Origin of the sequence: Methylomonas sp. MK1 (assembly GCF_000365425.1) — a bacterium.
GTDB lineage: Bacteria > Pseudomonadota > Gammaproteobacteria > Methylococcales > Methylomonadaceae > Methylomonas.
Genome location: NZ_AQOV01000001.1, coordinates 3,201,456 through 3,226,759 on the forward strand (window position 1 = coordinate 3,201,456; position 25,304 = coordinate 3,226,759).

Annotated in this window: 30 protein-coding genes; 10 read left to right on the top strand and 20 right to left on the bottom strand. The window is 54.0% G+C overall.

Annotated elements, in window-relative coordinates; translation table 11 throughout:
- Positions 1-42: 42 nt before the first annotated feature.
- Positions 43-1,473, bottom strand: a complete 1,431-nt coding sequence (hldE, locus tag G006_RS0115175) for a bifunctional D-glycero-beta-D-manno-heptose-7-phosphate kinase/D-glycero-beta-D-manno-heptose 1-phosphate adenylyltransferase HldE (RefSeq protein ID WP_020484062.1) — start codon at positions 1,471-1,473, stop codon at positions 43-45.
- A 72-nt stretch (positions 1,474-1,545) separates the two neighbouring features.
- Between hldE and arsC the strand changes: the two genes are divergently transcribed.
- Both arsC and wrbA read left to right on the top strand, forming a co-directional pair.
- The gene (gene arsC, locus G006_RS0115180; protein ID WP_026147081.1) at positions 1,546-1,893 is read left to right on the top strand and encodes an arsenate reductase (glutaredoxin); all 348 of its coding nucleotides are present in this window, start codon (positions 1,546-1,548) and stop codon (positions 1,891-1,893) included.
- Positions 1,893-2,480, top strand: coding sequence for an NAD(P)H:quinone oxidoreductase (gene wrbA / locus G006_RS0115185; RefSeq protein WP_020484064.1), 588 nt, complete (start codon positions 1,893-1,895; stop codon positions 2,478-2,480). The genes arsC and wrbA overlap by 1 nt, the downstream gene beginning before the upstream one ends.
- An 11-nt stretch (positions 2,481-2,491) precedes the next feature.
- Here the strand turns inward: wrbA and G006_RS0115190 are convergent, their stop codons facing one another.
- The 8 genes from G006_RS0115190 to G006_RS0115225 form a co-directional block, all read right to left on the bottom strand.
- A complete protein-coding gene (locus G006_RS0115190; protein WP_020484065.1) occupies positions 2,492-2,965 on the bottom strand; it encodes a VOC family protein in 474 nt (157 codons plus the stop codon).
- A 38-nt stretch (positions 2,966-3,003) separates the two neighbouring features.
- A complete protein-coding gene (locus G006_RS0115195; RefSeq protein WP_020484066.1) occupies positions 3,004-3,489 on the bottom strand; it encodes an SRPBCC family protein in 486 nt (161 codons plus the stop codon).
- Positions 3,486-4,046, bottom strand: a complete 561-nt coding sequence (locus G006_RS0115200) for an SRPBCC family protein (protein ID WP_020484067.1) — start codon at positions 4,044-4,046, stop codon at positions 3,486-3,488. The genes G006_RS0115195 and G006_RS0115200 overlap by 4 nt, the downstream gene beginning before the upstream one ends.
- A gap of 35 nt (positions 4,047-4,081) precedes the next feature.
- The gene (locus tag G006_RS0115205; protein ID WP_020484068.1) at positions 4,082-4,564 is read right to left on the bottom strand and encodes a DUF1579 domain-containing protein; all 483 of its coding nucleotides are present in this window, start codon (positions 4,562-4,564) and stop codon (positions 4,082-4,084) included.
- Positions 4,565-4,589: 25 nt separating this feature from the next.
- Positions 4,590-4,943, bottom strand: coding sequence for a YciI family protein (locus G006_RS0115210; RefSeq protein ID WP_020484069.1), 354 nt, complete (start codon positions 4,941-4,943; stop codon positions 4,590-4,592).
- Positions 4,944-4,954: 11 nt separating this feature from the next.
- Positions 4,955-5,362, bottom strand: coding sequence for a VOC family protein (locus tag G006_RS0115215; protein WP_020484070.1), 408 nt, complete (start codon positions 5,360-5,362; stop codon positions 4,955-4,957).
- A 9-nt stretch (positions 5,363-5,371) separates the two neighbouring features.
- On the bottom strand, positions 5,372-5,863 hold the full coding sequence (locus G006_RS0115220) for a VOC family protein (RefSeq protein ID WP_020484071.1): 492 nt from the start codon (positions 5,861-5,863) through the stop codon (positions 5,372-5,374).
- Positions 5,864-5,986: 123 nt separating this feature from the next.
- A complete protein-coding gene (locus tag G006_RS0115225; protein WP_020484072.1) occupies positions 5,987-6,361 on the bottom strand; it encodes a YciI family protein in 375 nt (124 codons plus the stop codon).
- Between the two features lie 246 nt (positions 6,362-6,607).
- Between G006_RS0115225 and G006_RS0115230 the strand changes: the two genes are divergently transcribed.
- A complete protein-coding gene (locus G006_RS0115230; protein ID WP_020484073.1) occupies positions 6,608-7,102 on the top strand; it encodes a YchJ family protein in 495 nt (164 codons plus the stop codon).
- The gene (locus tag G006_RS0115235) at positions 7,099-7,854 is read left to right on the top strand and encodes a YkgJ family cysteine cluster protein (RefSeq protein WP_020484074.1); all 756 of its coding nucleotides are present in this window, start codon (positions 7,099-7,101) and stop codon (positions 7,852-7,854) included. Before G006_RS0115230 ends, G006_RS0115235 begins: the two co-directional genes overlap by 4 nt.
- Positions 7,855-7,906: 52 nt before the next feature.
- Here the strand turns inward: G006_RS0115235 and G006_RS0115240 are convergent, their stop codons facing one another.
- The 5 genes from G006_RS0115240 to G006_RS0115260 all read right to left on the bottom strand — a co-directional run bounded on the left by G006_RS0115240 (position 7,907) and on the right by G006_RS0115260 (position 12,251).
- A complete protein-coding gene (locus G006_RS0115240; protein ID WP_020484075.1) occupies positions 7,907-8,398 on the bottom strand; it encodes a DUF4411 family protein in 492 nt (163 codons plus the stop codon).
- Complete coding sequence (locus G006_RS0115245; protein WP_020484076.1) at positions 8,395-9,534, bottom strand: helix-turn-helix domain-containing protein; 1,140 nt, start codon at positions 9,532-9,534, stop codon at positions 8,395-8,397. The genes G006_RS0115240 and G006_RS0115245 overlap by 4 nt, the downstream gene beginning before the upstream one ends.
- Before the next feature lie 541 nt (positions 9,535-10,075).
- A complete protein-coding gene (locus tag G006_RS27915; RefSeq protein ID WP_020484077.1) occupies positions 10,076-10,228 on the bottom strand; it encodes a tetratricopeptide repeat protein in 153 nt (50 codons plus the stop codon).
- 307 nt (positions 10,229-10,535) lie between these two features.
- Entirely contained in the window at positions 10,536-11,762 is a 1,227-nt protein-coding gene (locus G006_RS0115255) for an RNA polymerase sigma factor (RefSeq protein WP_020484078.1), read from the bottom strand.
- Positions 11,763-11,768: 6 nt separating this feature from the next.
- A complete protein-coding gene (locus G006_RS0115260; RefSeq protein ID WP_020484079.1) occupies positions 11,769-12,251 on the bottom strand; it encodes a MarR family winged helix-turn-helix transcriptional regulator in 483 nt (160 codons plus the stop codon).
- A 71-nt stretch (positions 12,252-12,322) separates the two neighbouring features.
- Between G006_RS0115260 and G006_RS0115265 the strand changes: the two genes are divergently transcribed.
- On the top strand, positions 12,323-13,483 hold the full coding sequence (locus tag G006_RS0115265) for an aminotransferase-like domain-containing protein (RefSeq protein WP_020484080.1): 1,161 nt from the start codon (positions 12,323-12,325) through the stop codon (positions 13,481-13,483).
- Position 13,484: 1 nt separating this feature from the next.
- Here G006_RS0115265 and G006_RS0115270 read toward each other — a convergent pair whose 3' ends face one another.
- Positions 13,485-14,291: a helix-turn-helix domain-containing protein gene (locus tag G006_RS0115270; protein WP_020484081.1), complete on the bottom strand. Its 807-nt coding sequence runs from the start codon at positions 14,289-14,291 to the stop codon at positions 13,485-13,487.
- A gap of 127 nt (positions 14,292-14,418) precedes the next feature.
- On the opposite strand from G006_RS0115270, the gene G006_RS0115275 reads away from it, so the two are divergent.
- The 5 genes from G006_RS0115275 to G006_RS0115295 all read left to right on the top strand — a co-directional run bounded on the left by G006_RS0115275 (position 14,419) and on the right by G006_RS0115295 (position 17,106).
- A complete protein-coding gene (locus G006_RS0115275; RefSeq protein ID WP_020484082.1) occupies positions 14,419-14,889 on the top strand; it encodes a hypothetical protein in 471 nt (156 codons plus the stop codon).
- Between the two features lie 111 nt (positions 14,890-15,000).
- Complete coding sequence (locus G006_RS0115280) at positions 15,001-15,405, top strand: MbcA/ParS/Xre antitoxin family protein (protein ID WP_020484083.1); 405 nt, start codon at positions 15,001-15,003, stop codon at positions 15,403-15,405.
- Complete coding sequence (locus G006_RS0115285) at positions 15,405-16,103, top strand: RES family NAD+ phosphorylase (RefSeq protein ID WP_020484084.1); 699 nt, start codon at positions 15,405-15,407, stop codon at positions 16,101-16,103. The genes G006_RS0115280 and G006_RS0115285 overlap by 1 nt, the downstream gene beginning before the upstream one ends.
- 9 nt (positions 16,104-16,112) lie before the next feature.
- Positions 16,113-16,589, top strand: coding sequence for an MEKHLA domain-containing protein (locus G006_RS0115290; RefSeq protein WP_020484085.1), 477 nt, complete (start codon positions 16,113-16,115; stop codon positions 16,587-16,589).
- 40 nt (positions 16,590-16,629) lie between these two features.
- Entirely contained in the window at positions 16,630-17,106 is a 477-nt protein-coding gene (locus G006_RS0115295) for a CreA family protein (protein ID WP_020484086.1), read from the top strand.
- A gap of 14 nt (positions 17,107-17,120) precedes the next feature.
- Here the strand turns inward: G006_RS0115295 and G006_RS0115300 are convergent, their stop codons facing one another.
- The 5 genes from G006_RS0115300 to G006_RS28895 form a co-directional block, all read right to left on the bottom strand.
- Positions 17,121-19,046, bottom strand: coding sequence for an ATP-binding protein (locus tag G006_RS0115300; RefSeq protein WP_020484087.1), 1,926 nt, complete (start codon positions 19,044-19,046; stop codon positions 17,121-17,123).
- A complete protein-coding gene (locus tag G006_RS0115305; protein WP_020484088.1) occupies positions 19,043-19,552 on the bottom strand; it encodes a YfiR family protein in 510 nt (169 codons plus the stop codon). Before G006_RS0115305 ends, G006_RS0115300 begins: the two co-directional genes overlap by 4 nt.
- 17 nt (positions 19,553-19,569) lie before the next feature.
- Positions 19,570-21,597, bottom strand: a complete 2,028-nt coding sequence (locus G006_RS0115310; RefSeq protein WP_020484089.1) for a TonB-dependent receptor plug domain-containing protein — start codon at positions 21,595-21,597, stop codon at positions 19,570-19,572.
- A gap of 286 nt (positions 21,598-21,883) precedes the next feature.
- Entirely contained in the window at positions 21,884-22,732 is an 849-nt protein-coding gene (locus G006_RS0115320; protein WP_020484091.1) for an aldo/keto reductase family protein, read from the bottom strand.
- Positions 22,733-23,134: 402 nt separating this feature from the next.
- Positions 23,135-24,706 (bottom strand): hypothetical protein, encoded by a 1,572-nt coding sequence (locus G006_RS28895; protein WP_033193938.1) that lies wholly within the window; start codon positions 24,704-24,706, stop codon positions 23,135-23,137.
- Between the last annotated feature and the right edge of the window lie 598 nt (positions 24,707-25,304).

The window sequence follows — 25,304 nt, forward strand, 5'->3', positions numbered from 1 at the left end:
AACAATATTTAAGTCGCATTTGTATTCCTTGGGCCTTCGCGGTTAGTTGCCGGTTTTATCCTTAATGGTCTGAATAATCGAAGTCGTCGAATGCCCCTCGATAAACGACAAAATCTTCACCTCGCCGCCATTCGCCAAAACGCTTTCGTGGCCGGCGATGCTGGTGATGTCGGTGTAGTCGCCGCCTTTGACCAGGATGTCGGGTAGTAATTGGTCGATGACTTCTTTCGGGGTGTCTTGTTCGAATTCCACCACCCAGTCTACGCATTCTAGTGCGGCCAGCATTTCCATTCGATGATCCAGCTTATTCACGGGGCGCTCCGGGCCTTTCAGGCGTTGCACCGAGGCGTCACTGTTGACCAACACCACCAGTCGGTCGCCCAGGGTTTTGGCTTGTTGCAAGTAGCGGACGTGGCCGGGATGCAGAATGTCGAAACAGCCATTGGTGGCGACGATTTTCTCGCCGTTTTGCTTGGCGGCTGCGCGCTCGGCCAGTAAGTCCGCCAAGCTACAGACGCCTTTGTGATGGGCGCGCGGCCCTTGCAAGGCGGCATGCAATTCGTCGGTATTGACGGTGGCGGTGCCCATTTTACCGACCACGATACCGGCGCCAATGTTGGCCAGCTGTGTGGCTTCGGCCAGCGGTTTTTTCGCGGCCAGGCTGGCGGCCAACACGGAAATCACGGTATCGCCAGCGCCGGTAACATCGAAAACCTCGCGGGCATGGGTCGGCAGGTGTAACGGTTCGGCGTCTTTACTGAGCAAGGTCATGCCGTTTTCGCCGCGGGTGACCAACAGGGCTTGCAGTTCCAATTCGTTAAGCAAGTTCATACCGCTCTCGACGATTTGCTGTTGGTCGGCGCAACGGCCCACCACCGCTTCAAACTCGCTGAGGTTGGGGGTAATCAGTGTGGCTTGTCGATAAATCGAAAAATCGCTGCCTTTCGGATCGACCAGCACCGGTTTATTCAGTTGCTTCGCCAATTTAATGAATTGTTGCACTTGGCTTAGGGTACCTTTACCGTAATCAGACAGCACGATCACTTGCGATTGCATCATCTCGGCATGGTATAGATGCAGTAACGCGTCGCTATCGACATTATTAAAACCGTCTTCAAAATCCAATCTGATCAATTGCTGATGGCGACTCATCACCCGCAATTTGGTGATGGTGGGATAACCCGGCACCGCCTGAAACAGGCATAAAACCCTGGCTTGTTGCAGCAATTGTTTCAGGGCCGTTGCGGCTTCGTCCTCGCCGGTAAAACCCAACAAAGATACTTTTGCCCCCAGCGCAGCAATGTTTAAAGCCACGTTGCCCGCACCGCCGGCGCGTTGTTCGTCTTGTTTGACGTGCACCACCGGCACCGGCGCTTCCGGGGAAATTCGCGAGGTGGCGCCGTGCCAGTAGCGGTCCAGCATCAGGTCGCCGACCACCAGCACGCGGGCGGTTGAATAGTTGGGTAATTGCATGGCTTTGGGAGCTTATCCGTGATTCGAAGGGTGCTATTATAGCCGCAACCCGTCATGATTAAGGTGCAAACCATGAGCGTCAAAATTTACCATAACCCGCGTTGCGGCAAATCCCGCGACACCTTGAAACTACTGGAAGCGCAGGGCGTGACGCCGGAAGTTGTCGAATATCTTAAATCTCCGCCTACCGCCGCCGAGTTGCAGGACATCCTAAGCAAGCTCAACATCAAGCCGCGCGAGTTGATGCGCACCAAAGAGCCGGAATATAAGGAAAACGGTCTGGACGATAAATCCCTGAGCGATGCGGACTTGATCGAAGCAATGATCAGAATCCCCAAATTGATCGAACGGCCTATTGTGTTAAAAGATGGTAAAGCCGTCATCGGTCGGCCACCGGAAAACGTGTTGGCAATACTCTGATGGCGAAAATCCTGATCCTGTATTACAGCCGCGACGGCAGTACCGCGAGCATGGCGCAGCAGATCGGCCGGGGTGTGGAGTCGGTAACCGGCGCGGAAGCGGTGTTGCGCACGGTGCCGGAAGTGTCGGCGGTGTGCGAGAAAATCGCCGACAGCATTCCCGATGCCGGCGCGCCTTATGCGACTTTGCAAGACCTGGAAACCTGCGACGGCTTGGCGTTGGGCAGCCCGACCCATTTCGGCAATATGGCTGCCTCGTTAAAGCATTTTCTGGATGGTACGACCGCGTTGTGGTTCTCAGGCGCGTTGTCCGGCAAGCCGGCGGGCGTGTTCACCTCTACCGGCAGCATGCACGGCGGCCAGGAAACTACGCTGTTATCGATGATGCTGCCCTTGATGCATCACGGCATGTTGTTGATGAGCCTACCCTGTAACGAAATTGCACTGCGCGAAACGGTCAGCGGCGGCACGCCGTATGGTCCCAGTCATGTCGCCGATACCGATGCCGAATTAACAGAGCACGAGAAACGTTTGTGTTGGGTGTTGGGCGAGCGTTTGGCTAAGGCGGCGCTGGCATTGCGAGCTTAGGCTTCGCCACTCTAAGCTTGATTGTAGGCCTGTTGTAAGGTGGCGATGTCGATTTTTGTCATTTTCAGCATAGCCTGCATCACGCGTCCGGCTTTTACCGGATCGGGATCGCTCAATAATTTGATCAGCGCATTCGGCACGATTTGCCAGGTCACGCCGAATTTATCGTCCAGCCAGGCACATTGATGTTCTTTCCCGCCTTCTGAAAGTTTCTGCCAATAGTGGTCCACTTCCGCCTGAGTTTCGCAATGCACGACAAACGAAATGGCGGGCGAGAACTTGTAGACCGGTCCGCCGTTGAGCGCGGTAAATACTTGACCGTCCAGCTCGAAATTGGCGGTCATCACACTACCTTTCGGTCCTGGCCCGGCATCGCCGTAACGGTTGACGCTCAACACCTTCGAGTTCTTGAAAATAGAGACGTAAAAATTCATAGCCGCTTCGGCTTGATGGTCGAACCACAAAAACGGGGTGATTTTTTGCATGAGATCTACTCCTACATGATGTGAATGGTAATGCTCGACTATCCGGCCCACACGCTGGTCACCAACTCGGCAAGCTGATCCGTGGCTTTTCCCCAGCCTTCGTGAAAACCCATTTCTTCGTGGGCTTTCCGGTCTTCCGGACTCCAATGAAACACGCGAGCGCTGTAGCGGGTTTTTCCGCCTTCAGGCGTAAACGTGATGATGCCGGTCATGAAAGGTTTGGCGAAGGGTTCCCAGGCGCTGGTGTAGGCATCGGTGAAGACCAAACGCTCGTTTGGCACAACTTCAAGATAGATGCCTTGGTTGGGAAACTCCTGACCGTCCGGGCTACGCATCACGATGATGCTGGTGCCGCCGGCTCTGACATCGAGTTCGGCTGCAGCCACGGTCCAGGGCTTCGGACAAAACCACTGCTTGAGCAGTGCCGGTTCGGTCCAGGCTCTATAGAGTTTCTCGGGTGGCGCATCAATCAGGCGCGTCAGCACCAGTTCCCGCGATTCAGTTGTTTGTTCAGTTGGCTTCATGGCTTTCCCTCTGAAATTGAAATAGCTGATCGCTTTTCGGCGATGGTCTTTAGCTCGGCCAAACCTTCTGCGAATTTCCCGGCGATCATCTTGTCCATACTGAACACCAGGCTCATCACTTTGGAAATATAAGGGCTAGGGCCGAAAATAGCCTGGGTAACGCGCGTCGAGTCACCCTCGGTTTGTAGAACAAATTCCAAGGTGTTTTGCGCCGGAAAGGGCTTGATGAAATCCATCCGGATCGTTATTTTCGCGGGCGGCGTCGCGTCAATAATCTCCATGCGTCCCTGGCCGATTTCCTGGTTGCCTTCCCATTCGTACACCGCACCCGGCCCGCTGGTAGCGCTGCTGTATGTTCGCTTCATACCAGGGTCCACTTTTTCCCAGGCCGACCATGTTTGCATGCTGTGCAAATCGCTGATCAACGGAAAAATCGTTTCCGGGGTAGCTTTGATTATGATCGAGCGTTGTACGCGGAAAGTGTCGGGTTTGGTTGCCGCATAAATAAGTATGCAGGCGATGACTAAGGCCAAGACAATTAGTATCGTTTTGATCATCGGATTTTCCTCGATAGTGCAAGAAATGTAAGAAATTATGTTCTGCGCCGATACTGCGCCGTCATGAATAGCTGCCATTGGCCTTCGTCGTCGAGCAGATACGAAGTCAGTAGGCGTTGTTGCGGACTCTGGATAGTGATTACGTCGCGCTGCTTGGCTAACTTGCCTTCGCTAGTGCAACACGGACCTTCGGTATTCAGCGTTAGCACAGTGCCATTGGCGTCCAACGCGCCGTCGTAAATCCAGAGATGGGTCATCATCGAACCTATCCAGGTGCCTACAAAGCGCTGCTGCCGAGTGTCGTAACCCAATGTCATCAACATAGTCGCCGTGCCGCCGCCCGGCATTTCGCCGCAACCCTCGCACAATAGCCACAACCCGCCCAAGCTGCGCACGCTCTCGGAACCTTCGAATTTCTCGGGCGGCTGGCCGGGTTCCATTACGCATTCGGACACATAGGTCCATTCGCCAATCAGTTGTTGTAGCCATTCGTGTTCTTTCTGCAGGTCAATTTTCATTACTTGTTCCTCTTCGGTTGCGTTTTTACGATGGCAGGCCCGGAATCTCGATCAGCGGCCGCACTTCGACGGTGCCCTTGCGCGCCATCGGAATCTGTTCGGCAATAGCAATGGCTGCATCCAAATCCCGGGCCTCGACCAGATAGTAGCCGCCCAGTTGTTCGCGGGTTTCCGCGAACGGGCCGTCGGTGACGAAGCGCTTACCCTCTCGCACCCGCACGCTGGTCGCCATGGTTGTAGGCTGCAACGGACTGGCCGCCAGGTATTGGCCGTCGGCTTTGAGTTTGTGCGCGAGTTGGGTGGACTCGACATAACAGGCTTGCCGCTCGGCTTCGTCCACGCTGTGCTCTTCAAGATAAATCAGTAACATATATTTCATGCCGGTCTCCTTTAGCCTTGGCACGCCGCGCCGGGCTCCATGTAACAATATTCCCAGATGTGGCCATCCGGATCCTGAAAGCCGTGAGCATACATAAAGCCGTGATCTTGCGGCTCCTTGTACAGCGTACCGCCGGCCGCGACGGCAGTGCTGACGATGGTATCGACTTTTTCCCGGCTTTCCGCGGATAGGCACAGCAACATTTCCGTACTTTTTGTGGCGTCGCAAATGGTTTTGGGCGTGAAGGATTGGAAGAAGTTTTCGGTCAGCAACATCACGAAAATAGTGTCGCTGACGATCATGCAAGCCGCGTCGTCGTTGGTAAATTGCGGATTGAAGGTGTAACCCAGTCGGGTAAAAAAGGCGATGGAGTTAGGTAGGTTTTTTACCGGAAGATTGACGAAAATTTGCGTGTTCATGTCAGCTCCTTATTGCGGTTCGGCACTAGCCGCTTGCGCCGCGAAGAATGCAGCCATACGGCTGGGCATTTCGCTGGGATCGACGTCTTCGATATGCGTGGCAATCAGCCATTGATGGCCGAACGGATCGCTCAGCGCGCCCATCCGGTCGCCCCAGAATTGGTTGGTGGGTGGCATCTTGGATGTGGCACCGGCCTTTATCGCGGCGGCAAACACCGTATCGACATCCGCGACATACAAAAACAGCTTGACTGGCGTACCGCCCAGCATTGCTGGCGAATGATCGGTACAGTGCGGGTTTTCGTCAGCCAGCATGAATATCGAATCGCCGATTTTGAATTCGGCGTGAGCTATGTTGCCGTCCGGCGTATTCAGCCGGGATAACTCGCTGGCTGCGAAGGCATTTTTATAAAATTCCAGTGCCTGTGCCGTGCCTTGTACCACCAGATAAGGGGTAAGCGTGTGGTAGCCGTCGGGGATAAATTTGATGTTGGCGGTCATGGGGAACTCCTCGTTTTAGGGTGGGTGCTGATAATTGTGGCTTGCATCCTTAGTCGAACGGCGACTGCCCAAATCGACAACGCATCAAAATTTTTTTGCCGGGCAAGTTAGGCTGAGTTGAGATTAACCCAGGCCCAGCGCTTCCAGGGTTTTTGGATCTTCCGCTACCGGTCGAATTTCCACGCAACCCAACTTCGCTCCGGGAATCCGCGCGGCCACCTGGATGGCTTCGTTCAGATCGTCGGCTTCGATCAGGTAATAGCCGCCGAGCTGTTCCTTGGTTTCCGCGAACGGGCCGTCGGTGGTGCTCACTTTCCCGCCGCGCACTCGTAGCGTGATGGCGGCATTGGCCGGCAGCAGCCGATTGCAACTCAGGTAGTGGCCGCTGTCGCGAATGGCTTGGGTAAACTCGGTGTATTCATCAAAATGTTTGGCTGCGGCCTCATCCGACATTCCCTCCATGACGGTTTCGGCGCAAATCAGGCATAGGTATTTCATGGTCAATTTCCTCGGGCTAAAAATAGTGTACTTACCGAATAGTCGTTCGGCGTTGGGCAAATTCGACAAGCAAAATGTGTTTAGACAAAAAATTTTTAAGTACTCAGTCAATACAGCCTACCCATCGCAATTGTTGAATAGATACAAAAGTTTTTGTTAATGCGCATTTGCGTTGAGCCGAAGACGACTGTCGCTTACCATGGAAAGATAGACCTCAATTTTTCACAATCTGACCGGAGATCAACGATGACGCTATGCCCTTGCGGCTCCAAACTGGATTATGCCGAATGCTGCGGCCCAATCATCGACGGTGTGCTGGCGCCCACTGCCGAGGCCTTGATGCGTTCACGCTACACGGCATTCGTACAACGAAAGTTGGATCACATCGAGCGTACCCACGCCCCGGAAATTAAGGAGGATTTCAATCGAGCGGAAGCCGAGCGCATGGCGGAAGAATGCGAGTGGCGCAGCCTGGATATTCGCAATGCCACGGAAATCGGCGATACGGCGCAAGTCGAATTCACCATAAAATTTCGCCGCGACAAACAGGATTTGGTGCAAACCGAGTTAGCTAGTTTCCGCCGCGAAAACGGCGAGTGGCTGTATGTCAGCGGCGATCTCAATCCCAAAGTCACGCAGCGGGTAGTCAGCAAAGTGGGCCGTAACGACCCCTGTCCGTGCGGGTCGGGCAAAAAAGCCAAAAAATGCTGCGGTACCACGACTGAATTAGAGCAGGAATGACGCAGCGTTTTCACTGTACCGCGTGCGGCAAATGCTGTTATGGACAATTGCCACTGACAGTAAACGATGCGTTTAAGTATGCGGACCGCTTCCCATTAGCCATGGTCTGGACGCCGGTGCGGCAAGGCTGTAAAGACTTTGCGATGGTGTCCCAGCTGGGAGCCACTATAAAACTGGCTAATCGCAAAGAATTGGTGGTGTTGATAGTACCCACCGCCTATATTCCCCCGTCATATCCGTGCCCGGCACTAGCGCCCGATAATCTGTGCGGCATTCACGCCGATAAACCAGCGCGCTGCCGAACTATGCCGTTTTACCCGTATCGGGACGAGCAATTTCAAGCCGAGCTATTAAAACCGCAACCCGGTTGGACCTGCGATACCTCCGAATCGGCGCCGCTGGTGTTTGCCGACAAGAAAATCGTGTTTCGCGAGGATTTTGATGCGGAACGGCAGGAATTGGAGGAACAGATTCCGCAGATTCGCCGCTATGCCGACTACATGTTGAAGTACACGCCGCAGTTGGTCGATAGTCTGGCCAAAGTGTCGCTCAAACCCAAAGGCGGGCAAGTGGTGACCAGCCTGTCGTCATTTTTGACCGCGATTCGCCACCCCAATGCCCAGCAGATTGCTCAGTGGCAATTGCCTGTGTTGAACAGTTATGCAGAGAAAACCGCATCGGAACCTGGCCTGGCGGAATTTCATCGGCATTACATTTCCGGGGCCAAAGAAATGCAGTATTTAGCTCGGTAAGCCGGATAACTATTCTACGATTGCCGGTTGTCACAACTCAGTGCATTTTGCTTTAGTGTTCCAAAACAAACCGCGCATTCAATTCCCGCAGAAACTGAAACGTGTCCAGGCAAGGCACACCGAATTGCAGGCAAATGTTGGGAACTTTGACTTTCTTGGTGTTCGGTGCAACCAAGGCTTCGTGGGTGACCACCGTTGCCCCAAGGGTTTTAGCTTTGGCGATGAGCCAGGGATCGGCTTTTGCTAAGAAGTTGTCGCGATTGCCGGGGTTATAGTCGCCGGCTGCGACACTTTGAACAATTTCGGAAAACACCGATTGGGTTTCGGTGTCGTCGTTGTTGATGAAGTGTTCTGAGCGCGCCTTCGCCCATGCGGCTAGTTCGTCGTGACCGTCTTTAAGTTCCTTGCCTATCATCTGAACACTGGCGACCAAACCCGCTTGAAATTGCCGATCCAGCCAATCCCAATAAGCCGGACAGATATCCATGCCGTAATAGAAATTCTTGGCTTGAATGTAGGTATTGGCATCGAGAAGATATTTCAAACGCCCAACTCCTTGGCAAAGGTGGCGATTTTGTCGGGTTTGATACCACCCAATAACTGGCTGGCTTCACGGAGTAAAAGTTGGCCGCTGAGAGCCTCACTGACGACCGCGCGGGAAAAACGCTGGCTAATCTGGGCTTTTTTGGTCCGGTAATAACCAGGGCCGCCGCTGTCGTCGCGATCCCGATAAGCCGCTTGCTGGGCGTTGATATAACGCTGGTATTCGTCCTGAGTTATGTAGTTTAAAGCCAGCGCGCGGCGCGCCAAGGTCCACGTGCTGACGTGGAAATGCGATTCCAAAGTCGGCAAATTGGACTGCCAGTTGTCCAGACCATGCCTCCATATGGTCTGAAATTCAGTGGCCGGGACTAAAAACTCGGCGGCTACCGCATTACAAAGAATCTCTTCTGCCCGATGGGTTTGCGTGCTAGCGTCGGAAATGCCAGACTGGCCGATCCAGATATGGCAGAGTTCGTGGACCAGGGTGAACAGCCGTGCGCCCAAGGCATCGGCATGGTTGACGAAAATGATCGGCGCGTAATTGTCAGCAATTGCAAAACCTCGAAACTCTTCGACGCGCAATGGTCGCGTGTAGTGGCCCACATCGCTTTGGCGCATCACCAACACCCCTACAGACTCGATACGGTTGACCAGATCGCGGTAATAATCTTCCCAGCTGCCGCGTTGCGGGTGATTGCCGACGCCGAGTTCGGTGCGAATGTCGCGCACGATGGCGGTTACCCCATCTTTGACGGCAAAGCGGCCAACGATAGGATTTGGACCGACAAGATGCTGTTGCAAATAGTCTTTGTACCATTCCTGGCGCTGTTGCATCAGCTTGATCAGATCGAGCAATTCCGCGCTGAGTCTCCGGTTGATTTGGCCCTCGATCGTTCTTAAATCGGGAATAGGCAATTCGTCGATTGGAGGCTGGGCAAGGAACAAATAGCCGAATGGGATATGTGCCTTTTCGGCGTAAGTCATAGCCTGCTTAAAGGTCAAAGAGCGGTGGCCGGACTCCCATTCGCTGAGCTTGTCTAGGCTGACACCGCACTTCCGGGCAAATTCAGACACGGTGACGCCGGAGCGCTCACGCGCCCAGGTCAGCATGGTCGTGTTGATGTTGGCGGTGGTCATAAGTCTTTTTTTCTTCCAACTAATCGATTATTAATGCATTTATACCAACTTGTCGATACCGAATGCTGCGATTCGTTTTGTATTGATGCCGCTGTGCCAACGCGGCGAGATTGGCAGGCCTCATTATAGGCAATACTTTGAACCTAAACGCATGAATTACAAATAGTAATTATTTCTTCATAATGAGATTGTCTGAGCTCTACTTGTTTGATCCACGGGCAATTAGCAAGTAGCCTCGATGGAATCGAGGTTTCGAAGGCCAGCTTCTTTTAATTGCCGATGTGGGTTTGATGGCCGGCAGGCCGACGCCCTCGATTCCGCTAACGCTGCATCGAGGCTACAGTGGCCCGACTTCAATCGACGCAATTTCGTGGCGGGTGGCACCTATTTTTTTAAGTCAGGTGGGCTTTGGCCGAACTTGCTCTATCAGAATGACGGGGCGCGAAACTTTTCATTTTTTGTGTCAAAAAGCGGATATGGAGTACGACTCAAATATTGAAATATCACTTTAAAATCAATCGCCCTTTTTTAGCTAATACTGTCACTGGATGCGGATTTCCCGCAATCTACGCGCCAAAAAGCGCCGCTCCGGTTCCTGGCGTGTCAAAGTCAGGGCTTGCTCGTAAGCTGAGATCGCATCGGCGGTTCTGCCCAGACGCCGGTACAAGTCTGCTCGGGCCGCGTGCGCCAGCAAGTAGCCTCGATGGAATCGAGGTTTCGAAGGCCAGCTGCTTTTAATTGCCGATGTGGGTTTGATGGCCGGCAGGCCGACGCCATCGATCCCGTTAACGCTGCATCGAGGCTACAATGGCCCGACTTCAATCGACGCAATTTCATGGCGGATGGCGCCTTTTTAAGTAAGGGGGCTTTGGCCGAACTTGCTCTATCAGAATGGCGCGGCGCGAAACTTTTCATTTGTTGTGTCAAAAAGTGGATACGGTGCGCGACTCAAATAATGAAATATCACTTTAAAATCAATCGCCCATTTTTAACTAATATCGTCACTCAACACGGATTTCCCGTAATCTACGCGCCAAAAAGCGCCGCTCCGGTTCCTGCCGCGCCAAAGCCAGGGCTTGTTCGTAAGCTGCGATAGCTTCGTCGGTTCTGCCCAGACGCCGGAACAAATCTGCTCGTGCCGCATGCGCCAGGTGATAATCGGTAAGGTCGCCGTTCTGTAAAATGGCATCGATCAACTCCAGCCCGGCTGCCGGTCCATCGCGCATCGCTACCGCGACGGCCCGGTTTAATTCGATTACCGGCGAGGCTTCGATGCGCAATAAGACTTCATAGAGTGCGACGATTTGCGGCCAGTCCGTGGCGGTGGCATGGCTGGCGTTGGCGTGCACTGCGGCGATGGCGGCTTGCACAGCGTAAGGGCTAAAACGCTGCGATACTAAGGCCTGCTGCACCAGTGCCGAGCCTTCCGCGATGCGTTCCCTATCCCACAAGCTGCGGTCTTGGTCGTCCAACAAAATCAGTTCACCGTCGGCTGTGGCTCTGGCGGCGCGGCGCGATTCGTGCAGCAGCATCAACGCCAACAAACCTAGCGCTTCCGGCTCCGGCAGTAGCTCGATCAGTAAGCGTCCCAGGCGTATCGCTTCTTCCGACAAATCATGCCGGGTTAGCGCGTCGCCGGACGAAGCGGAGTAACCTTCGTTGAACACCAGGTAAATTACCCGTAACACCGAATCCAGGCGTTGCGGCAGTTCGGCCGGTGAGGGTACTTGGTACGGAATGCGGGCGTCGCGAATCTTGGTTTTGGCGCGGACGATACGTTGCGCCAGTGTCGGTGTCGGGGTCAGGAAGGCGCGGGCGATTTCCTCGGTCGCCAGGCCGCAGACTTCGCGCAGCGTCAATGCGACTTGGGCATCCGGGGACAGCGCTGGATGGCAACAGGTAAAGATCAGCCGCAGGCGGTCGTCTTCCAGGCCTTCGTCATCGGTGTCGTCGGTTTCGCTGGCCGGACCGGCCAGGGTATCGGCATCATCAAGTACATCGAAGCGGGCTTGCCGGCGTAGGCTGTCGATGGCCTTGAAGCGGCCGGCCGACACCAACCAGGCGCGCGGATTGGCCGGCACGCCGTCGCGCGGCCATTGTTCGAGCGCGGCGCGAAAGGCATCGTGCAGCGCTTCCTCGGCAACATCGAAATCGCCGAGCAACCGAATCAAGGTTGCCAGTACATGACGGGATTCGCTTTGGTAGATGGCGTCGATTTTCTCGCGCACCGTTGGTCAACCTTGTCCGCTCAAGCTGCGCATGACCTGATGCCAGCCGGCTTCGGCCTTGGCGCCGACTTGCGCAAATACCGTTTGCAGCTGTTGCATTTGGGTGCCGGTCAGTTGCGCTTCCAATTCCGCTCCGGCCCCCGTTAAGCTGAGTTCGCGGACTCGCTTATCGTGCGTGGCGGTGTCTATCATGACCAACTGCATGTCCATTAACTGCCGCAACGGCGCGTTCAAGGCTTGCTTGCTGACGCTGAGCATGTTTAATAACGCGTTCACCGAAATCCGCGGATTGCGGCCGACGAAATACAAGATCCGGTGATGCACCCGCCCCAGTCCGCGCTCGGCCAGAATGCGGTCCGGCTGTACGGTAAATGCGCGATAGCCGAAGTAAAACTGTTCGATAGCCAGGCGCAACGCAGCTTCGCGCATGTCCGGCGTCAGCGTTTCATCAAGCGAGGGGTTATCGATAGTGGATATTTGGTCAACCATATTGACATTATAGGCAGGTAGCCGTTAGCATGGCTATAGGTCAACTTTATTGACATTTATCAGCGCCCGCTATGAACTTATTATCGCCGCAACACCCTACCCGCTTTTCCGCTCGCACCCAAGACCTGCATCCCTCGCCTATTCGCGAAATTTTGGCCGTCGTCGACCGACCCGGCATGATTTCCTTTGCCGGCGGCTTACCGTCGCTGGACAGCTTTCCGCAATTCAATTTAGCAGCCATGCCTCAGCATATGCTGCAATACGGGGCCAGCGAAGGCGAAGCGGAATTGCGCGAGCGGATTGCCGAAGACATGCAAAGCTTGGGTATGCAATGTTCTGCCGAACAAGTGTTGATCTTGTCAGGATCGCAGCAGGGCATAGATTTGGTCGCCAAATTGTTCATCGATCACGGCACGCCGGTGGCGGTGGAGGCGCCGACCTATCTGGCGGCTTTGCAGGTGTTTCGGTTTTTCGGCGCCCGCTTTGTTCCTTACGATGTCGGGGCGCCCGATCTGGATACCTGGCGGCGGGAAAAGCCGGCGTTTGCTTATGCGATACCCACGTTTCAGAACCCCAGCGGTCGCTGCCTGGATGCAGCGGAACGTGCCGCTTTGGCCGCTGCCTGCGATGCGGCGAATATTCCGTTGTTCGAGGACGATCCCTACCGCGATTTGGTATACGACGCCTGTGAGCGCACGCCGGTGTGTGCTCAGTTGCGGCACGCGCCGTGGATTTATCAGGGATCGTTTTCGAAAAGTCTGGCGCCGGGCTTGCGCCTAGGCTATCTGGTCGCGTCGCCGGAATTGCTGCCATTCCTCACCCGGCTGAAGCAGGCGGCCGATTTACACAGCAATCGCCTCAGCCAATGGTTGGTGCTGCAACACCTGAACGCTCCGGCTCGAACTCAGCAGTTGGCGGAATTGGCCGAGCACTATCGCCAGCGCCGCGATGCCTTCGAAGCCGCGCTGCACCTACATTTTTCAGACCTGGCCAGCTGGCAAATCCCGCCCGGCGGCTTATTTTTCTGGCTGACGCTGAACCGTCAAATCGATACTCGCAAGCTGTTGCCCAAGGCTATCGAAGCCGGCGTGGCCTTCATGCCCGGCGAGCCTTTCCTACCGATGGATGTGCAGGCCTGCGGCCAGCTGCGTCTGAATTTCAGTCACGCCGACTCAGCACAGGCCGAGCTCGGTTTGCGGGTTTTGGCAGGCTTGGTTAGGGAGTTTGTTTGAGTTAGCGTTGCAGCCGCGCCAAATTATGCAAGCCTACCGTGGGTGCGGCGCCGAAGGTCTTGCGAAATTCGTGGCTGAAATGGGCGGAATCGGAAAACCCGCTCGCATGGGCGGCGGTCGTGAAGTTGTGGCCCTTGATGACTTGGCATATTGCCTGCCGCATTCTGTTCCAGCTGCGATAACGGCGAAACGGCACACCGATCTGCTGGCTGAAAAGATGTTGTAGTCGGGACGCGGACAACCCCACGTTTGCGGCCAGCGTAATCACCGACGTCAGGTCGTCGCCTCGCGTGAATAAAAATTCGACGATTTGGCTGATGCGTGGGTCTAACCTGTCGGCTTGAGAGCGTCGTTTCGAAAAACTGAGTAGATCGGCTAGGGGTTGCGCGGTCCAATGTGGGCTGTAGCGATCTTCGTAGAGATCGCGCATGAAGGCGATTTCACCGCCGTTACCCACCAAAGCACCGTTGACCGAACGGGTGTTGCAGGTTAAAGGCAGTAGTGCCTCCACGCCGGCAATGGTCGGTTCGATATAAAACACCGCCAGCGGGTCGCCGCCCACATCCAGCTCGTGCCACACCCCAGCCGGAATCACTGCCGTGCGGCAGGATAGCCAATCGCTGCCCGCTACTTTTAAACGAAACTTCCCGTACAGTCCGGCCAGAAACACCGGGGCACCGTGTTGATGGTTGGCGTTGTAGTACAGCGGGCCGCAAAAAAACGTGCGGCCGTCGCTGATGTCCCACAGCGCGTCGAACGGGTTGGCGGCGGCCGCAGCACGTTCATACAAGCGAGAGGTATCGGTCATTGTTTATGCTCCCTGTTGCGTCCGGCCAGTCTAGTCAATGCGCTTGCGCTTGGCAACGGGGTTTGGGCGCTTGCCCTTGGCGGCATTCGATAACCGGGACTAAGTCCCTTTTAAAACGAGGATAAACATGACTAATCAAAAATTTCCACCCGAACCAATGGCAAACGTCTTTTTACTGGGATTTGCGATATTGTGTCTGGCGATAGCCTTGAGCATTGCCTGGGTGTTAGGCATCACGCTGTTTTTTCCCGAGGGTGTGCTGGCGGGTCATCTGGTCGAGCGGGCCGACATCATCCGTGCCCACATCGATTATCTGATGATGGCGCAATTTCTGTTCATTTTCTTTTTATTGTTCCGGCAATACGCTATCGCTCCGCCGGTCTGGGTAGTGGCAGCTTGCTGTTTCGGAGCGTTTTTCAACCCGTTGTCATTTTTATTGAGAGGCTTGGCGGCGAAGCCGGATGCCACGGCTTTGCCGGTCGAACCGCATTTCCCGATTCAGGCGGGTATCAGTTTTACATTGACGACGGTCGGTTTTCTAACCGCGACGATTTTGGTGGCTAGGGCGGCATGGCTATCGAGATTGGATAGGCACTGATGCAAAACTATCGTTGGCTAATGGGGGTGGCTTAAAGCTAGGTTGACAAAGTCCATAAATAGACTTATTTTAAAGTAAAGTAAAGTTTAGATAAGTTGTTTTGGAGGGCTTATGTTGTCAACAGCTCATGCGCAATTACCCGCCGACGGCGCGATGGTGGCCGGCGCCGCGTTACGTACTTTTTTTAATATCGCCGATGCCTGGCGTTTGAATGTCGAACAAGCCATGGTGCTGCTGGGATTGGATTCGCGCAGCACCTATTTTAAATGGAAGAAGAACCCGGAAACGGCCAGTCTGAATGCCGATAAATTGGAAAGACTGTCGTATATCTTCGGTATTTACAAGGCTTTGCAGATTCTTCTACCTAAACCGGAAGCGGCGGACGGCTGGTTGCATCAACCTAATCAGGCCGCGCTGTTTTCCGGACAAACTGCGTTGCAACGCATGTTGTCCGGGCGGGTGGCGGATTTATACGTGGTGCGTCAGTATCTGGATGCACAGTGCGGTTGGGCCTAATGACGGCGCTCAAGATCAGTCGAATTGACTGGCGGCCGTGTTGGCGGCTGATTCCCAGCCGGTTTCCACCAACCGGTCTGTTCGACAGAGTGGCAAATCCTGCCGATCTGGAGGTAGTGTTCGCCATCGAAGCACTAACTAACGATCGTTTACGCGACGAAGCCGGCGAAATTAGCTTGGTCGCTGCGGCGGATCGTATTTCCGGGCCGGGGACCACGCCGATCATGGCTGCATTCACTCATCTCAATCCGGAAGGTAGCCGGTTTTGCGACGGCAGTTACGGCGTGTATTACGCTGCCAAAGACATCGATACCGCGATAGCCGAGACCTGTTTTCATCGCAGCCGGTTTTTGGCCGCTACCCAACAGGCACCAATTGAAATCGACATGCGCAGTTACGCTTCCGATCTGGAGGCTGATCTGCACGACATTCGCGGCCAGCAAGCCGAAATCCCCGATATTTACGACGCCGACACCGGCAATTACGCTGCCGCGCAGGCGTTTGCCAGGCAGTTACGCGCGGAAGGTGCGGACGGTATCGTCTATTCCAGCGTGCGGGCGGTGGGCGGCGAATGCGTGGCGGTATTCAAACCGCGCTTGCTGGCGCCGGTCAAACAAGGTGCGCATTATTGTTATGTGTGGGACGGCCGGCAAATCAGCACGGTCTATAAAAAAGAACTTTACCATCCCGGTGTGTAACGGATAGCCATGCTCGATTTGCCAGTACCCAGCCGGGAAAACGATTTTTACGAAACCCATATCCAATTGTTAGTGGACAGCTATCGGCGTTTATTGGGTAGACCGCTATTAGAAGAATCTTCAGCTTTGTCGCTTGGTCAGCAAGCCTATCAAGCTGATTTTGTTTTGCTGTCGCATAACACCGCTGCCGATCCTTTGTTCAATTATGCCAACCGAACCGCACAGGATTTGTTCGAGCTGCCTTGGCCGGAATTCATCGGCATGCCTTCGCGTTTCTCGGCGGAACCGGTGAACCGAGAGGAGCGCGAACGTTTGCTGAATCAAGTCGCCAGCCAGGGTTATATCGACAACTATAGTGGTGTGCGCATTGCTAAATCCGGCAAGCGCTTTTTAATCGAGCGGGCGGTGGTGTGGAATGTCTACGATAGCGAGCAACGTTATGTTGGCCAGGCGGCTTGTTTTAGCGACTGGCGCTTGTTACCCTGAGCGCAATGGTTTCGATCCACTCACTGTCTGCGAGAAATTTATGCTGAAAATATCTTTAAAACGTGGCGGCCGTTTATGCTGCGGCTTGTTGCTAATGCTGGCCGGCGCGGCGCAGGCCGATGAAGTGGGGTGTGTGACCACGGCTTGGAAATTGATTGGCGCTAACCATAAGGTTTGCGTCGATGTGTTCGAAGACCCGAAAATCCCCAATGTGATTTGCCATATCAGTCAGGCCCGGACGGGTGGCATTTCCGGTGGCTTGGGGCTGGCGGAGGATCCGTCGCAGTTCTCGCTGGCATGCCGGCAAATCGGCCCTATAAATTTGCCGGCCAAACTGGCTTCCGAAGAAACCGTATTTTCGGAAAGCACCTCGCTACTGTTCAAGTCCACCAACATTACCCGCTTGTGGGATGCCAAACACAACACCCTGGTTTATCTGGCGATTAGCCGCAGAGTGATCGAAGGCGCGCCGGCCAATAGCGTATCGACTGTGCCGATTATGCCGTGGGGTAGATAGGGCGTTGATTAACGCTACCCGATGTCCAAAGACTGGTCGGCAACGGGTTTAATCCATTTCAATAAGGCCTCGTAAAGCGTGGCCGGCAGAATCGGTTTGCCGATGAAGTCGTTCATGCCGGCCGCCAGGCAGTGTTGATGATCGCCGTGCATCACGTTGGCGGTCATCGCGATTACCGGTATGTCGCGGCCAGCCGGGATTTGCCGTAGCAGCCGGGTGGCTTGATAGCCGTCCATCACCGGCATTTGCACATCCATCAGCACACAGTCGTAGTCGTTATGCCGCAGCTTGTCCAAGGCCAGTTCGCCGTTTTCGGCAATATCCACCTCTAATTGCGCTTGTTCCAGTAGCTCGATGGCAACGATGCGATTGATTTCGTTGTCTTCCACCAGCAACACCCGCCGCCCATGCAATCGCGCCAATTTACCAATGTCGATGCTGGTGCGGTGACGGCGGATTTGGAAATTGCGGATGGTATTCAAATCGGTGGCCCCCAGCAGCACATTAAAGGTAAAGGTGGAGCCAATGCCTGGCTTGCTGCTGACTTCTATGCTGCCGCCCATCTGCTCTATCAACTGTTTGGAGATGATTAAACCGAGGCCGGTGCCGCCATAGTTGCGGGTCACGCTGCTGTCGCCCTGGCTAAAGGCCTGGAACAACTTGGTTTGCTGTTCGGCGGTGATGCCGATGCCGGTATCGCTGATCGCAAATTGCAAACGCACCGAATGGTCGTCGCGGGCGATTTCGCTTAAGCTGACTACTACCTCGCCGTGCTCGGTAAACTTGATAGCGTTGCCGATCAGGTTGATCAAAACCTGCCGCAGCCGTTGCGGGTCGCCGATTACCGCATGATACTCCCCGGCCGGCGGCCTGATCAGTTGAATCCCCTTATTCGCGCTCAGTTGCAGCATGGTGGAGAACACATGTTCCAACATTTCTTCCAGCAAAAAAGGGATGGTCTCCATCTGCATCTTGCCGGCTTCCATTTTGGAGAAATCCAGAATGTCGCCGATCAGTGTCATCAAGGAATGCGCGGACGACTCTACCCGTTTCAGGTATTCGCGCTGTTTAAAGCTCAGTTCGCTATTCAGGCATAATTCCACCAAGCCGACAATCGCGTTCATCGGCGTGCGGATTTCATGGCTCATATTGGCCAGGAACTGGCCCTTGGCCTGATTGGCCGATTCCGCGTCCTGCTTGGCCAACTCAAGCTCTTGGGTGCGGCTTTGCACCTGGCTTTCCAAATCGGTCTCGTGCGCCTGGATTTGCGCCAACATATTATTAAAGGCTTCGGCCAAATCGCTGATTTCGTCGTTACCGGAATAATCCGAGCGACGGCTGTAATCGTGGTCTTTCTCGATTTGCCGCGCGGTATTGGCCAATTTCAGCAACGGTCCTAAAAACGAACGCTGCAAGCGCTGCACATACAACGCCACCACGCTCAGGGCTATCAAGATAATACCGGTGTTAATCAGGGTATTGAGCAGCAAGGAGTGATAGGAGCGTTTCAGATCGGCAACTAGGGTAATGTGGCCGACAATCTGTTTATTTTTATGCAGAATCGGCTGCGTGATCTGTCGGGTTTTCGACAGCCAGGTTGGCCACCAGCCATGCCAATTGGTGGCGGGTTTTTCATAACGGACCAGCGTGACGCCGCTGGGGGTTTGGATTTGTCCGGCGATGATGTCCGGATCGTGAGCCAGCGCGTCCAGTACTTCCTGGGCGGTTTGATTGTCGTCGAACAACAAGGCAAAACTGCTGTTTTGGCCGATCATATTGGCGGTCAAGGTCAGTTTCTGGCCGATGGTCTGCTGCAAAGCCGAGTATTCCCGAATCGACAGCGATACCGTCGCCACCATCAGGCTTAACATCACCATCACTCGCAGGATTTTACCCAGCTTGCGGCTGATGGAAATGCGAGGATCTGTTGACGCTGTCATTCTATTATTTCGGCCATCCGCAGTAATTTCGAACTCAGCTTTAAATCCGCTGATTTCACCGCCGCTAAATTTACCACCAGTTTTAACCTGTTGTCGCGTAACGTAAATTGCACCATACCCCCGTGGTTAGCGAAGTTTTCTACGTCGCCGACCAACAACACATGATGTTGTCTAGCTTGCTCGGTCAAAACCGGCGTTAACCCGGCCAAGTCGCTTAGAAATAAGATGCTGCATTGGACGATGTCGGGGGCGTCGGCTAGATTGACATGAACCGCACTGCCGTTGATTTGCTGGCCTTCCAACACCGGCAGATAGGCGCGTAACAAGCTGTGACCGTGCAAACAAATCGTCACCGGCTTGGTCGTCGGCCATTGCGCCAATTCTGCAAAATGGAACAAATAGGCAGTCTTTAATTGAAATTCGCGGCTTTGGCTATTTTCCTCCGCGCGCGCGAAACCGGCGAACCAAACGCAGATACTGAGTAGCAAAAGGGTGAGCAGACGCATTGGCGCAATCAACCGTCTTAAAAATGCCAGGATATTTGCGCCAGATAGCCGCGTTGAATCTGGCTGGCGACCGGTATGTAAAGCACGTCACTGAATTCAGGATGTTGATCATCCAGCAGATTTTGCCCGCTTATCGATAACTCTAGATTTTTGTGCGGATGCCAGCCTAGCCGCAAGTCCAGCGAGATATAGGCCGGAATGCTGCGCCTGTCGATATACACTTCATCGACATACCGTGCCCAGGCATCCAGTTCGATTTCGCTGGTCAGGTTGTATAACGAGCGTAGCGAGAGATTGTGCTGCGGATTGAAATGTTCTTCGGTGAGCGGGTCGCGGAACCAGGGTTGGTTTTTATCGTAATTGACCGAAAATTGATTGGCGCTATAAGAGGCTTGCAGGCGCCAATCGGGGTTTACCCGGTAATTGACTGCCAGCTCCAGGCCGTAACTGTCCACCTGCCGGTAATTGGCCACGGTAGCCTGCTTGATATTGCCGAATATCGGATCGTTATAGGTGACACCGGTAAACTTGGTGCCCTGCATCCGGTCGTAGATGTTGTAAAACAAGGCGCTATCGATATCCAGATTATTCAAGATCTGCCATCGCCAACCCAATTCGTAGGCCAGCAGATTTTCGGTGAGCATGTCCGGGTTGGCTTTGGCTTCAAAAAAACGGTTGGTATTCGGGATTTGTTTGAACAAGCGGATGCTGTGTTGGGCCCGATTCGGCAACACCACGGCCCGCGAGACAGCAGCCCACACGCTGTGCTGCTTGTTGGGCGTCCACAGCAGTCGGGCGTTGGGTTCGGTTTCCCAGCCGGTGAAAGTGAAATGTTCGACCCGGTTGCCCAGCGTCAGGGTCAGATCGTTGGACAAATCGATTTGATCCTGCAGAAACACGCCGACATTATGCTGAGTGAATTGATTCGGCTCGAAACCCAGGGTTAGCGTATTGTCGAAGCTGTCATCGATGTTTTGGTAATTCAAACCCCACATCAGCTTATGGTTATCGATTGCCGGCAAGGTGTGTTGAAAATCCAGATCGTAATGCGAGCGGCTCATCCGGTTCACTGCCAATTGCCATTCGGTTTGGGTAAACGCCATATTCAGCCGCCAGTCGTGGCCGCTGTCGGTGCGATGCGACCAATTGCCTTGCAAGCTGCCGGTCACGCCGTCCCGACCAAAATCGTCGTTTTGCCACAGCGGTGCTGTCGTTGAGGTTTTACCGATATAGTAGCCGCCCAGCCGGTAGCGGGAGACATTGGCTTCCACCATCAGTTTGTCCTGGCTGCTGAGTTGGCTGTCCAGGCGAAAATTGGCGGTTTCGGTATCGCCGGTGTCGTGGGTGTCTTGCCTGCCCGCAAGGTCGATGCTGGCGTCGCGCACCATCGTACTGATAGTACCGCGCAGAAAGGTCGATTCCGACAATTTCTGGCCGTAACGAATCCCGCCGAAACCGCGTTCCTCGGTGCCGCCGCCGGCATTGAGTAAACCGCCCTGGGTATCGCGGGCAGAACGGGTAATGATGTTGATGGTGCCGTTCACGGCATTGGCGCCCCACAAACTGCCACTGGGGCCGCGTAACACTTCAATGCGCTCAATGTCCGGCAGCGACGGATTTTGCTGGCCCCAATACACCCCGCTGATGAGCGGATCATAAATGCTGCGGCCGTCTATCATCACTTGCAGCTTGTTGGCATATAGATCGTTAAAACCGCGCGCGCTGACCGCCCAATTCCAGGCGTTGATTTTAGCCACATTCATGCCAGGCACCATGCGTAACACTTCCGGCAAACTGGTGGCGCCGGAGCGGCGGATGTCTTCCGAAGTGATGACGAATGCCGCGGCCGGGCTGTCCTTGACCGTTTGTTCCTGCCGGGCCAGGCTGGATACTTCCAGCTCGGTAAGTTCCTCCCAACTTAGCGGCAGCAATTCGTTGGTCGCTTCGATGTCCGCCGGATTGCCTTGAGCAAGTACGTTCATATGCACCAGGCAAAGCCCGCTGCATAAGTAGGCGAATTTACGCAGGTAACGGTTAATCAGCATGACAATAAGCGTTTGGAGAGGCAAGGTTGCCGCTATTATAAAAGCCTTGACCGTTAACTGGGCAAATCAGTTGATAACATGCCTTATGAATGGAAAGACATTGCAAACTCCCCAACCTGTCTGGGCTTTAGTAAAAGCCCCCTCTCCTCGCGGGAGAGGGCTGGGGTGAGGGGGTGAAAACTAAATAAACTGTTGTTTTGTATCTAAGAATAACAGTATCCCTTTTTACGACATGCTCAGGCGGAAGGGAAATCGGCTATTGATTCTTAGCGCTGTAGAACCATGCTTAAAGCAAGGCTGCCACTGCCGCGCATTCCGCGCTAGTCAACTCAAACTCGAAAATAGCCAAATCCTCGCGGATATGTTCGGCGGATGTGGTGCCGGTTAAAGGCACGATGCCAATCTGCGTTAAATAGCGGAAGAATATTTGCGCCGGACCGCGCTGGTATTTTTCCGCCAACGCTTTCACAGCCGAGTCAGCCAGGATTTTGGGGTTGGCCGTCAGCGTCCAAAAGCTTTGATAGACGACCTGCTGCTGCCGGCAAAACGCCCGCAGCTGTTTGTCGTAGCCGGTATCGGCATAAAACCGGTTCTGCAACACGGCGGGTTTAACTGTGGCGTTGTCGTATAAAAATTCGAACAAGGCCGGATCGTAGCAATTGCTGATACCCAGTTGTTTGGCACCGCCGCTCTGCTGGATAACTTCCAACGCTTGCCAAACTTCGAGCAACTGTCCGCGATCCGCCAGCGGTGAATGCAGCACCAAGCCATCCAGATAATCGGTTTGCAGATTTTTTAATGATACTTGGAAGGACTGCGCGACTTGCTCGGTCAAGCTGGCCTTGGCGTCGTAAGGGATACGCAGCGGATCGTGCCCATTCAAGGGCGTGAACTTGGTTTGCAAATAAAGATCGGAGCGCTGCAAACCCAATGCGCGGCAAGCGGCCAGCACACCTTCGCCTACCCCCGCCTCGTGATAATGTTTGGGCTGGCAAGCCGTGTCGATCCCGCGAAAACCAATCGTTATTGCCTGTTCCACCAGTGCGGCGGTCCGCTCCTGCTTCCAGGCCGTCCCGTAAATAATGCCCGGCATACGTACCCCGGCGGCGGAGAGAATAAAGTCGTTGGCGCTCATCACAGCTCCTGAAAAAGCCTTGATCTTCGGCGATCGCGGCCTGGGCGTCAATTGCCTGGATTACTAAAATCCGGGATTGCTGAGGGAAGCTATTGTGCGGTGATTGAAAAATTTGGGTTGGGTGTTTGATTTTGTCGGTTGAGTTCGGCCGATTATGTTGAAAAAGTCGGTTTTCGGCGAATTTAGGCCAATTTTTCCTACACTCGTATTTTCAACCTATTGTTTTTAATAGGTAATAATTTTTATAAAAAGAGCTATTTTCACAAAAGAGCCCTTTTTCAACACAATCGGCCAATAGCTGCCTTTAACAATGCCGTTAGGTATGACAACTCTCGAATGGATAGCTGACTGACATACTGACAGGTAAATGCTTGATTGAAAGACTTGGCTGCGATTCCATTTTTATAAATGTTGCAACAGCCAAGGGTGCAGGTAGCGCGCTATTTCCTGCGGATAGAGCTGCTGGCCTTTCCACATAACCACGGCATAACCCAAGGCTATCAACGAAACCACGGTTGCCGTATGCCAATGTTCCAGGTGGCGAGTGCGGGTTGCGAACAGATTTTGGCGGCCCGCATTTAACTCGGTAAATTTGCTATCGTCTTCCAGAACCGATTTGTGGATGGCTTTTAGCCGATCGGATTGCCAGGCTGTCATCAATCCGAGACCGCTGACTAAGCACAACAACCCATATCGAATGCCAATCGGCGGCGGAGCTTGTTTTGTCAGCATGTCCCCGCCAATTTTCGACCACGGTTCCGGCAATACTGCCAGCCATTGCTGCAAGTTCGGCCATTGATTGACCAGCAGCCAAAGCGCGATCAATCCGGCGCAGTAGACTAAGGCTTGCCCAACGCCGCAGACACGCGAGGCGGCATGGTCGCGCAACAGCTCAGGCGACAGTTTGGCGAGTGGCTGGCGTAATAACAGCGCAACCGGCCACCACATCCAAAGCGTAGATTTCAAACTCCAGCGCCAGAGCAAGGCAGGGAGGTAAAAAATGACCACTAGTGGATATGCGAAATATTTGTCGTCGTTTCGTAATAGTTCGCTGAGACTAAGTTGTTTATCAATTTGGTTGAGGCCCGGTAACAGCTCCGGTTCATGCTTTACATCGACGACCCATAACAATTGCTGCCAGTTGTTCGGCAAGTTGGCTAGCCCCGAGCGACAATAGCGCAAACTGGCCATTATCCGGATCAACAAACTGCGTACCCAAACTCCCAATGCTATCGATACCGTTCCCGCTACCGCTAGCGTTACCGCGACCGCTTTCGCTTTCGCTTTCGCAAACGCTACCGCTACCGCTACCGCTACCGCAAACGCTTCGGCAATCGCTACCGTAAGCTTTCCCGCCACCGCAAAGGCTCCCGCTACCCCTACCACTAGCGCTGCCGCAATCGCTCCCCCTACCACTCCAGCAAACGCTTCCTCTCTCGCTCCAGCTACCGCTACTGCTCCTGCTCCCGCTCCCGCTCCCGCAAACGCTGCTGCTGCCACTAATGTTCCCGCTCTCGCTACCGCTCCCGCTATTCCTAACAAGAGAACAATCGCACCAATCAGTAGAGATCGCCAGAGTAAAAACCGGCCCTGATATTCGACTAACCAGATCGATGCCAACCAATAGCTGATAGTGATGATCAGCATAACAACGGATAAGGTCATCAATCCTGTCTCGGTGCGGGTTAACGGTCGTTCATCAAAACCACCCTTGAAATATTTCGTAAACCATCGCAAGCCTAATTCTTTGGATTCATCCGAACGCAACAACAGGATTGGTGCAGCCAAGGCGGTTAACAGCCACCACCATTGACGCTCAAAATGCTGTGCCAGCCAAAAATAAACCGCGACTGAGATCAGCGTTTCAGCTACCGCCAGCACGGAAATTTGCCCGTCTGCCACCGATTGCTCGCTGCTGAACCAGACCCAGCGGCGCTGACCTGAGATTACAGAGTTTTCTTTAGTGTTCGTCATGGGTTGATCATCTCCGGGAGCTGGGTCCCTGCAAGATAATAAACAATGCGATTTACATCAATCTTAAATATAAGTATTCGCAAGGATCAATGGCTGGAGTGTTGAATGTAAATTGAGTGGAATCAGAGGGTAACTGCCTCGAATGAACGCCAGCGCATCGCCGTGGTTGAAGCAGCGATAGCCCTCGTAGTCCGATTAGCGCAGCGTGTTGCGGCTGGGCAATGCCGCTTAAATCTAGCGGGTGGAATTCCCGCCTCGGTAACTGCTAGCCACAGGCCGAGTATCGAGCCTTGCAGGTCGTTGGGTAACCGATTGCTTGATGCGTAGGTACGAAAACTGGCGAGGAACAATGGTAACGGATAATGCCGACCGTGAAGGTGTTGAGTCTCGAAAACTATAGTTGGAAAGGGCTGAGGGTTTACGCTACCCCGCAAGCAACAAAGTCACTGGCGCCAAGGCGAGTCAGTGGTTTCCACCCGAGATCTTAGGCCGTTTCGAGCCAGATATTGAGGTTAAGCGGTAACCCAGGAGATCCGTATGTTGGCGTTGGCTTTTAACGCACTTCCCGACAAGCCTAAACAGCGAGGGAGGAAGCTGT

Coding starts and splice junctions, on each gene's coding strand:
- G006_RS0115230 (WP_020484073.1), top strand. CDS start 6,608: ATGACGCTATGCCCTTGCGGCTCCAAACTGGATTATGCCGAATGCTGC.
- wrbA (WP_020484064.1), top strand. CDS start 1,893: ATGGCGAAAATCCTGATCCTGTATTACAGCCGCGACGGCAGTACCGCG.
- G006_RS0115320 (WP_020484091.1), bottom strand. CDS start 22,732: ATGAGCGCCAACGACTTTATTCTCTCCGCCGCCGGGGTACGTATGCCG.
- G006_RS0115290 (WP_020484085.1), top strand. CDS start 16,113: ATGCTCGATTTGCCAGTACCCAGCCGGGAAAACGATTTTTACGAAACC.
- G006_RS0115245 (WP_020484076.1), bottom strand. CDS start 9,534: ATGACCACCGCCAACATCAACACGACCATGCTGACCTGGGCGCGTGAG.
- G006_RS0115225 (WP_020484072.1), bottom strand. CDS start 6,361: ATGAAATACCTATGCCTGATTTGCGCCGAAACCGTCATGGAGGGAATG.
- G006_RS0115275 (WP_020484082.1), top strand. CDS start 14,419: ATGACTAATCAAAAATTTCCACCCGAACCAATGGCAAACGTCTTTTTA.
- G006_RS28895 (WP_033193938.1), bottom strand. CDS start 24,706: ATGACGAACACTAAAGAAAACTCTGTAATCTCAGGTCAGCGCCGCTGG.
- G006_RS0115295 (WP_020484086.1), top strand. CDS start 16,630: ATGCTGAAAATATCTTTAAAACGTGGCGGCCGTTTATGCTGCGGCTTG.
- G006_RS0115200 (WP_020484067.1), bottom strand. CDS start 4,046: ATGATCAAAACGATACTAATTGTCTTGGCCTTAGTCATCGCCTGCATA.
- G006_RS0115305 (WP_020484088.1), bottom strand. CDS start 19,552: ATGCGTCTGCTCACCCTTTTGCTACTCAGTATCTGCGTTTGGTTCGCC.
- G006_RS0115265 (WP_020484080.1), top strand. CDS start 12,323: ATGAACTTATTATCGCCGCAACACCCTACCCGCTTTTCCGCTCGCACC.
- G006_RS0115190 (WP_020484065.1), bottom strand. CDS start 2,965: ATGCAAAAAATCACCCCGTTTTTGTGGTTCGACCATCAAGCCGAAGCG.
- G006_RS0115270 (WP_020484081.1), bottom strand. CDS start 14,291: ATGACCGATACCTCTCGCTTGTATGAACGTGCTGCGGCCGCCGCCAAC.
- G006_RS0115215 (WP_020484070.1), bottom strand. CDS start 5,362: ATGAACACGCAAATTTTCGTCAATCTTCCGGTAAAAAACCTACCTAAC.
- G006_RS0115195 (WP_020484066.1), bottom strand. CDS start 3,489: ATGAAGCCAACTGAACAAACAACTGAATCGCGGGAACTGGTGCTGACG.
- arsC (WP_026147081.1), top strand. CDS start 1,546: ATGAGCGTCAAAATTTACCATAACCCGCGTTGCGGCAAATCCCGCGAC.
- G006_RS0115280 (WP_020484083.1), top strand. CDS start 15,001: ATGTTGTCAACAGCTCATGCGCAATTACCCGCCGACGGCGCGATGGTG.
- G006_RS0115310 (WP_020484089.1), bottom strand. CDS start 21,597: ATGCTGATTAACCGTTACCTGCGTAAATTCGCCTACTTATGCAGCGGG.
- hldE (WP_020484062.1), bottom strand. CDS start 1,473: ATGCAATTACCCAACTATTCAACCGCCCGCGTGCTGGTGGTCGGCGAC.
- G006_RS0115260 (WP_020484079.1), bottom strand. CDS start 12,251: ATGGTTGACCAAATATCCACTATCGATAACCCCTCGCTTGATGAAACG.
- G006_RS0115285 (WP_020484084.1), top strand. CDS start 15,405: ATGACGGCGCTCAAGATCAGTCGAATTGACTGGCGGCCGTGTTGGCGG.
- G006_RS0115235 (WP_020484074.1), top strand. CDS start 7,099: ATGACGCAGCGTTTTCACTGTACCGCGTGCGGCAAATGCTGTTATGGA.
- G006_RS0115220 (WP_020484071.1), bottom strand. CDS start 5,863: ATGACCGCCAACATCAAATTTATCCCCGACGGCTACCACACGCTTACC.
- G006_RS0115300 (WP_020484087.1), bottom strand. CDS start 19,046: ATGACAGCGTCAACAGATCCTCGCATTTCCATCAGCCGCAAGCTGGGT.
- G006_RS0115210 (WP_020484069.1), bottom strand. CDS start 4,943: ATGAAATATATGTTACTGATTTATCTTGAAGAGCACAGCGTGGACGAA.
- G006_RS0115205 (WP_020484068.1), bottom strand. CDS start 4,564: ATGAAAATTGACCTGCAGAAAGAACACGAATGGCTACAACAACTGATT.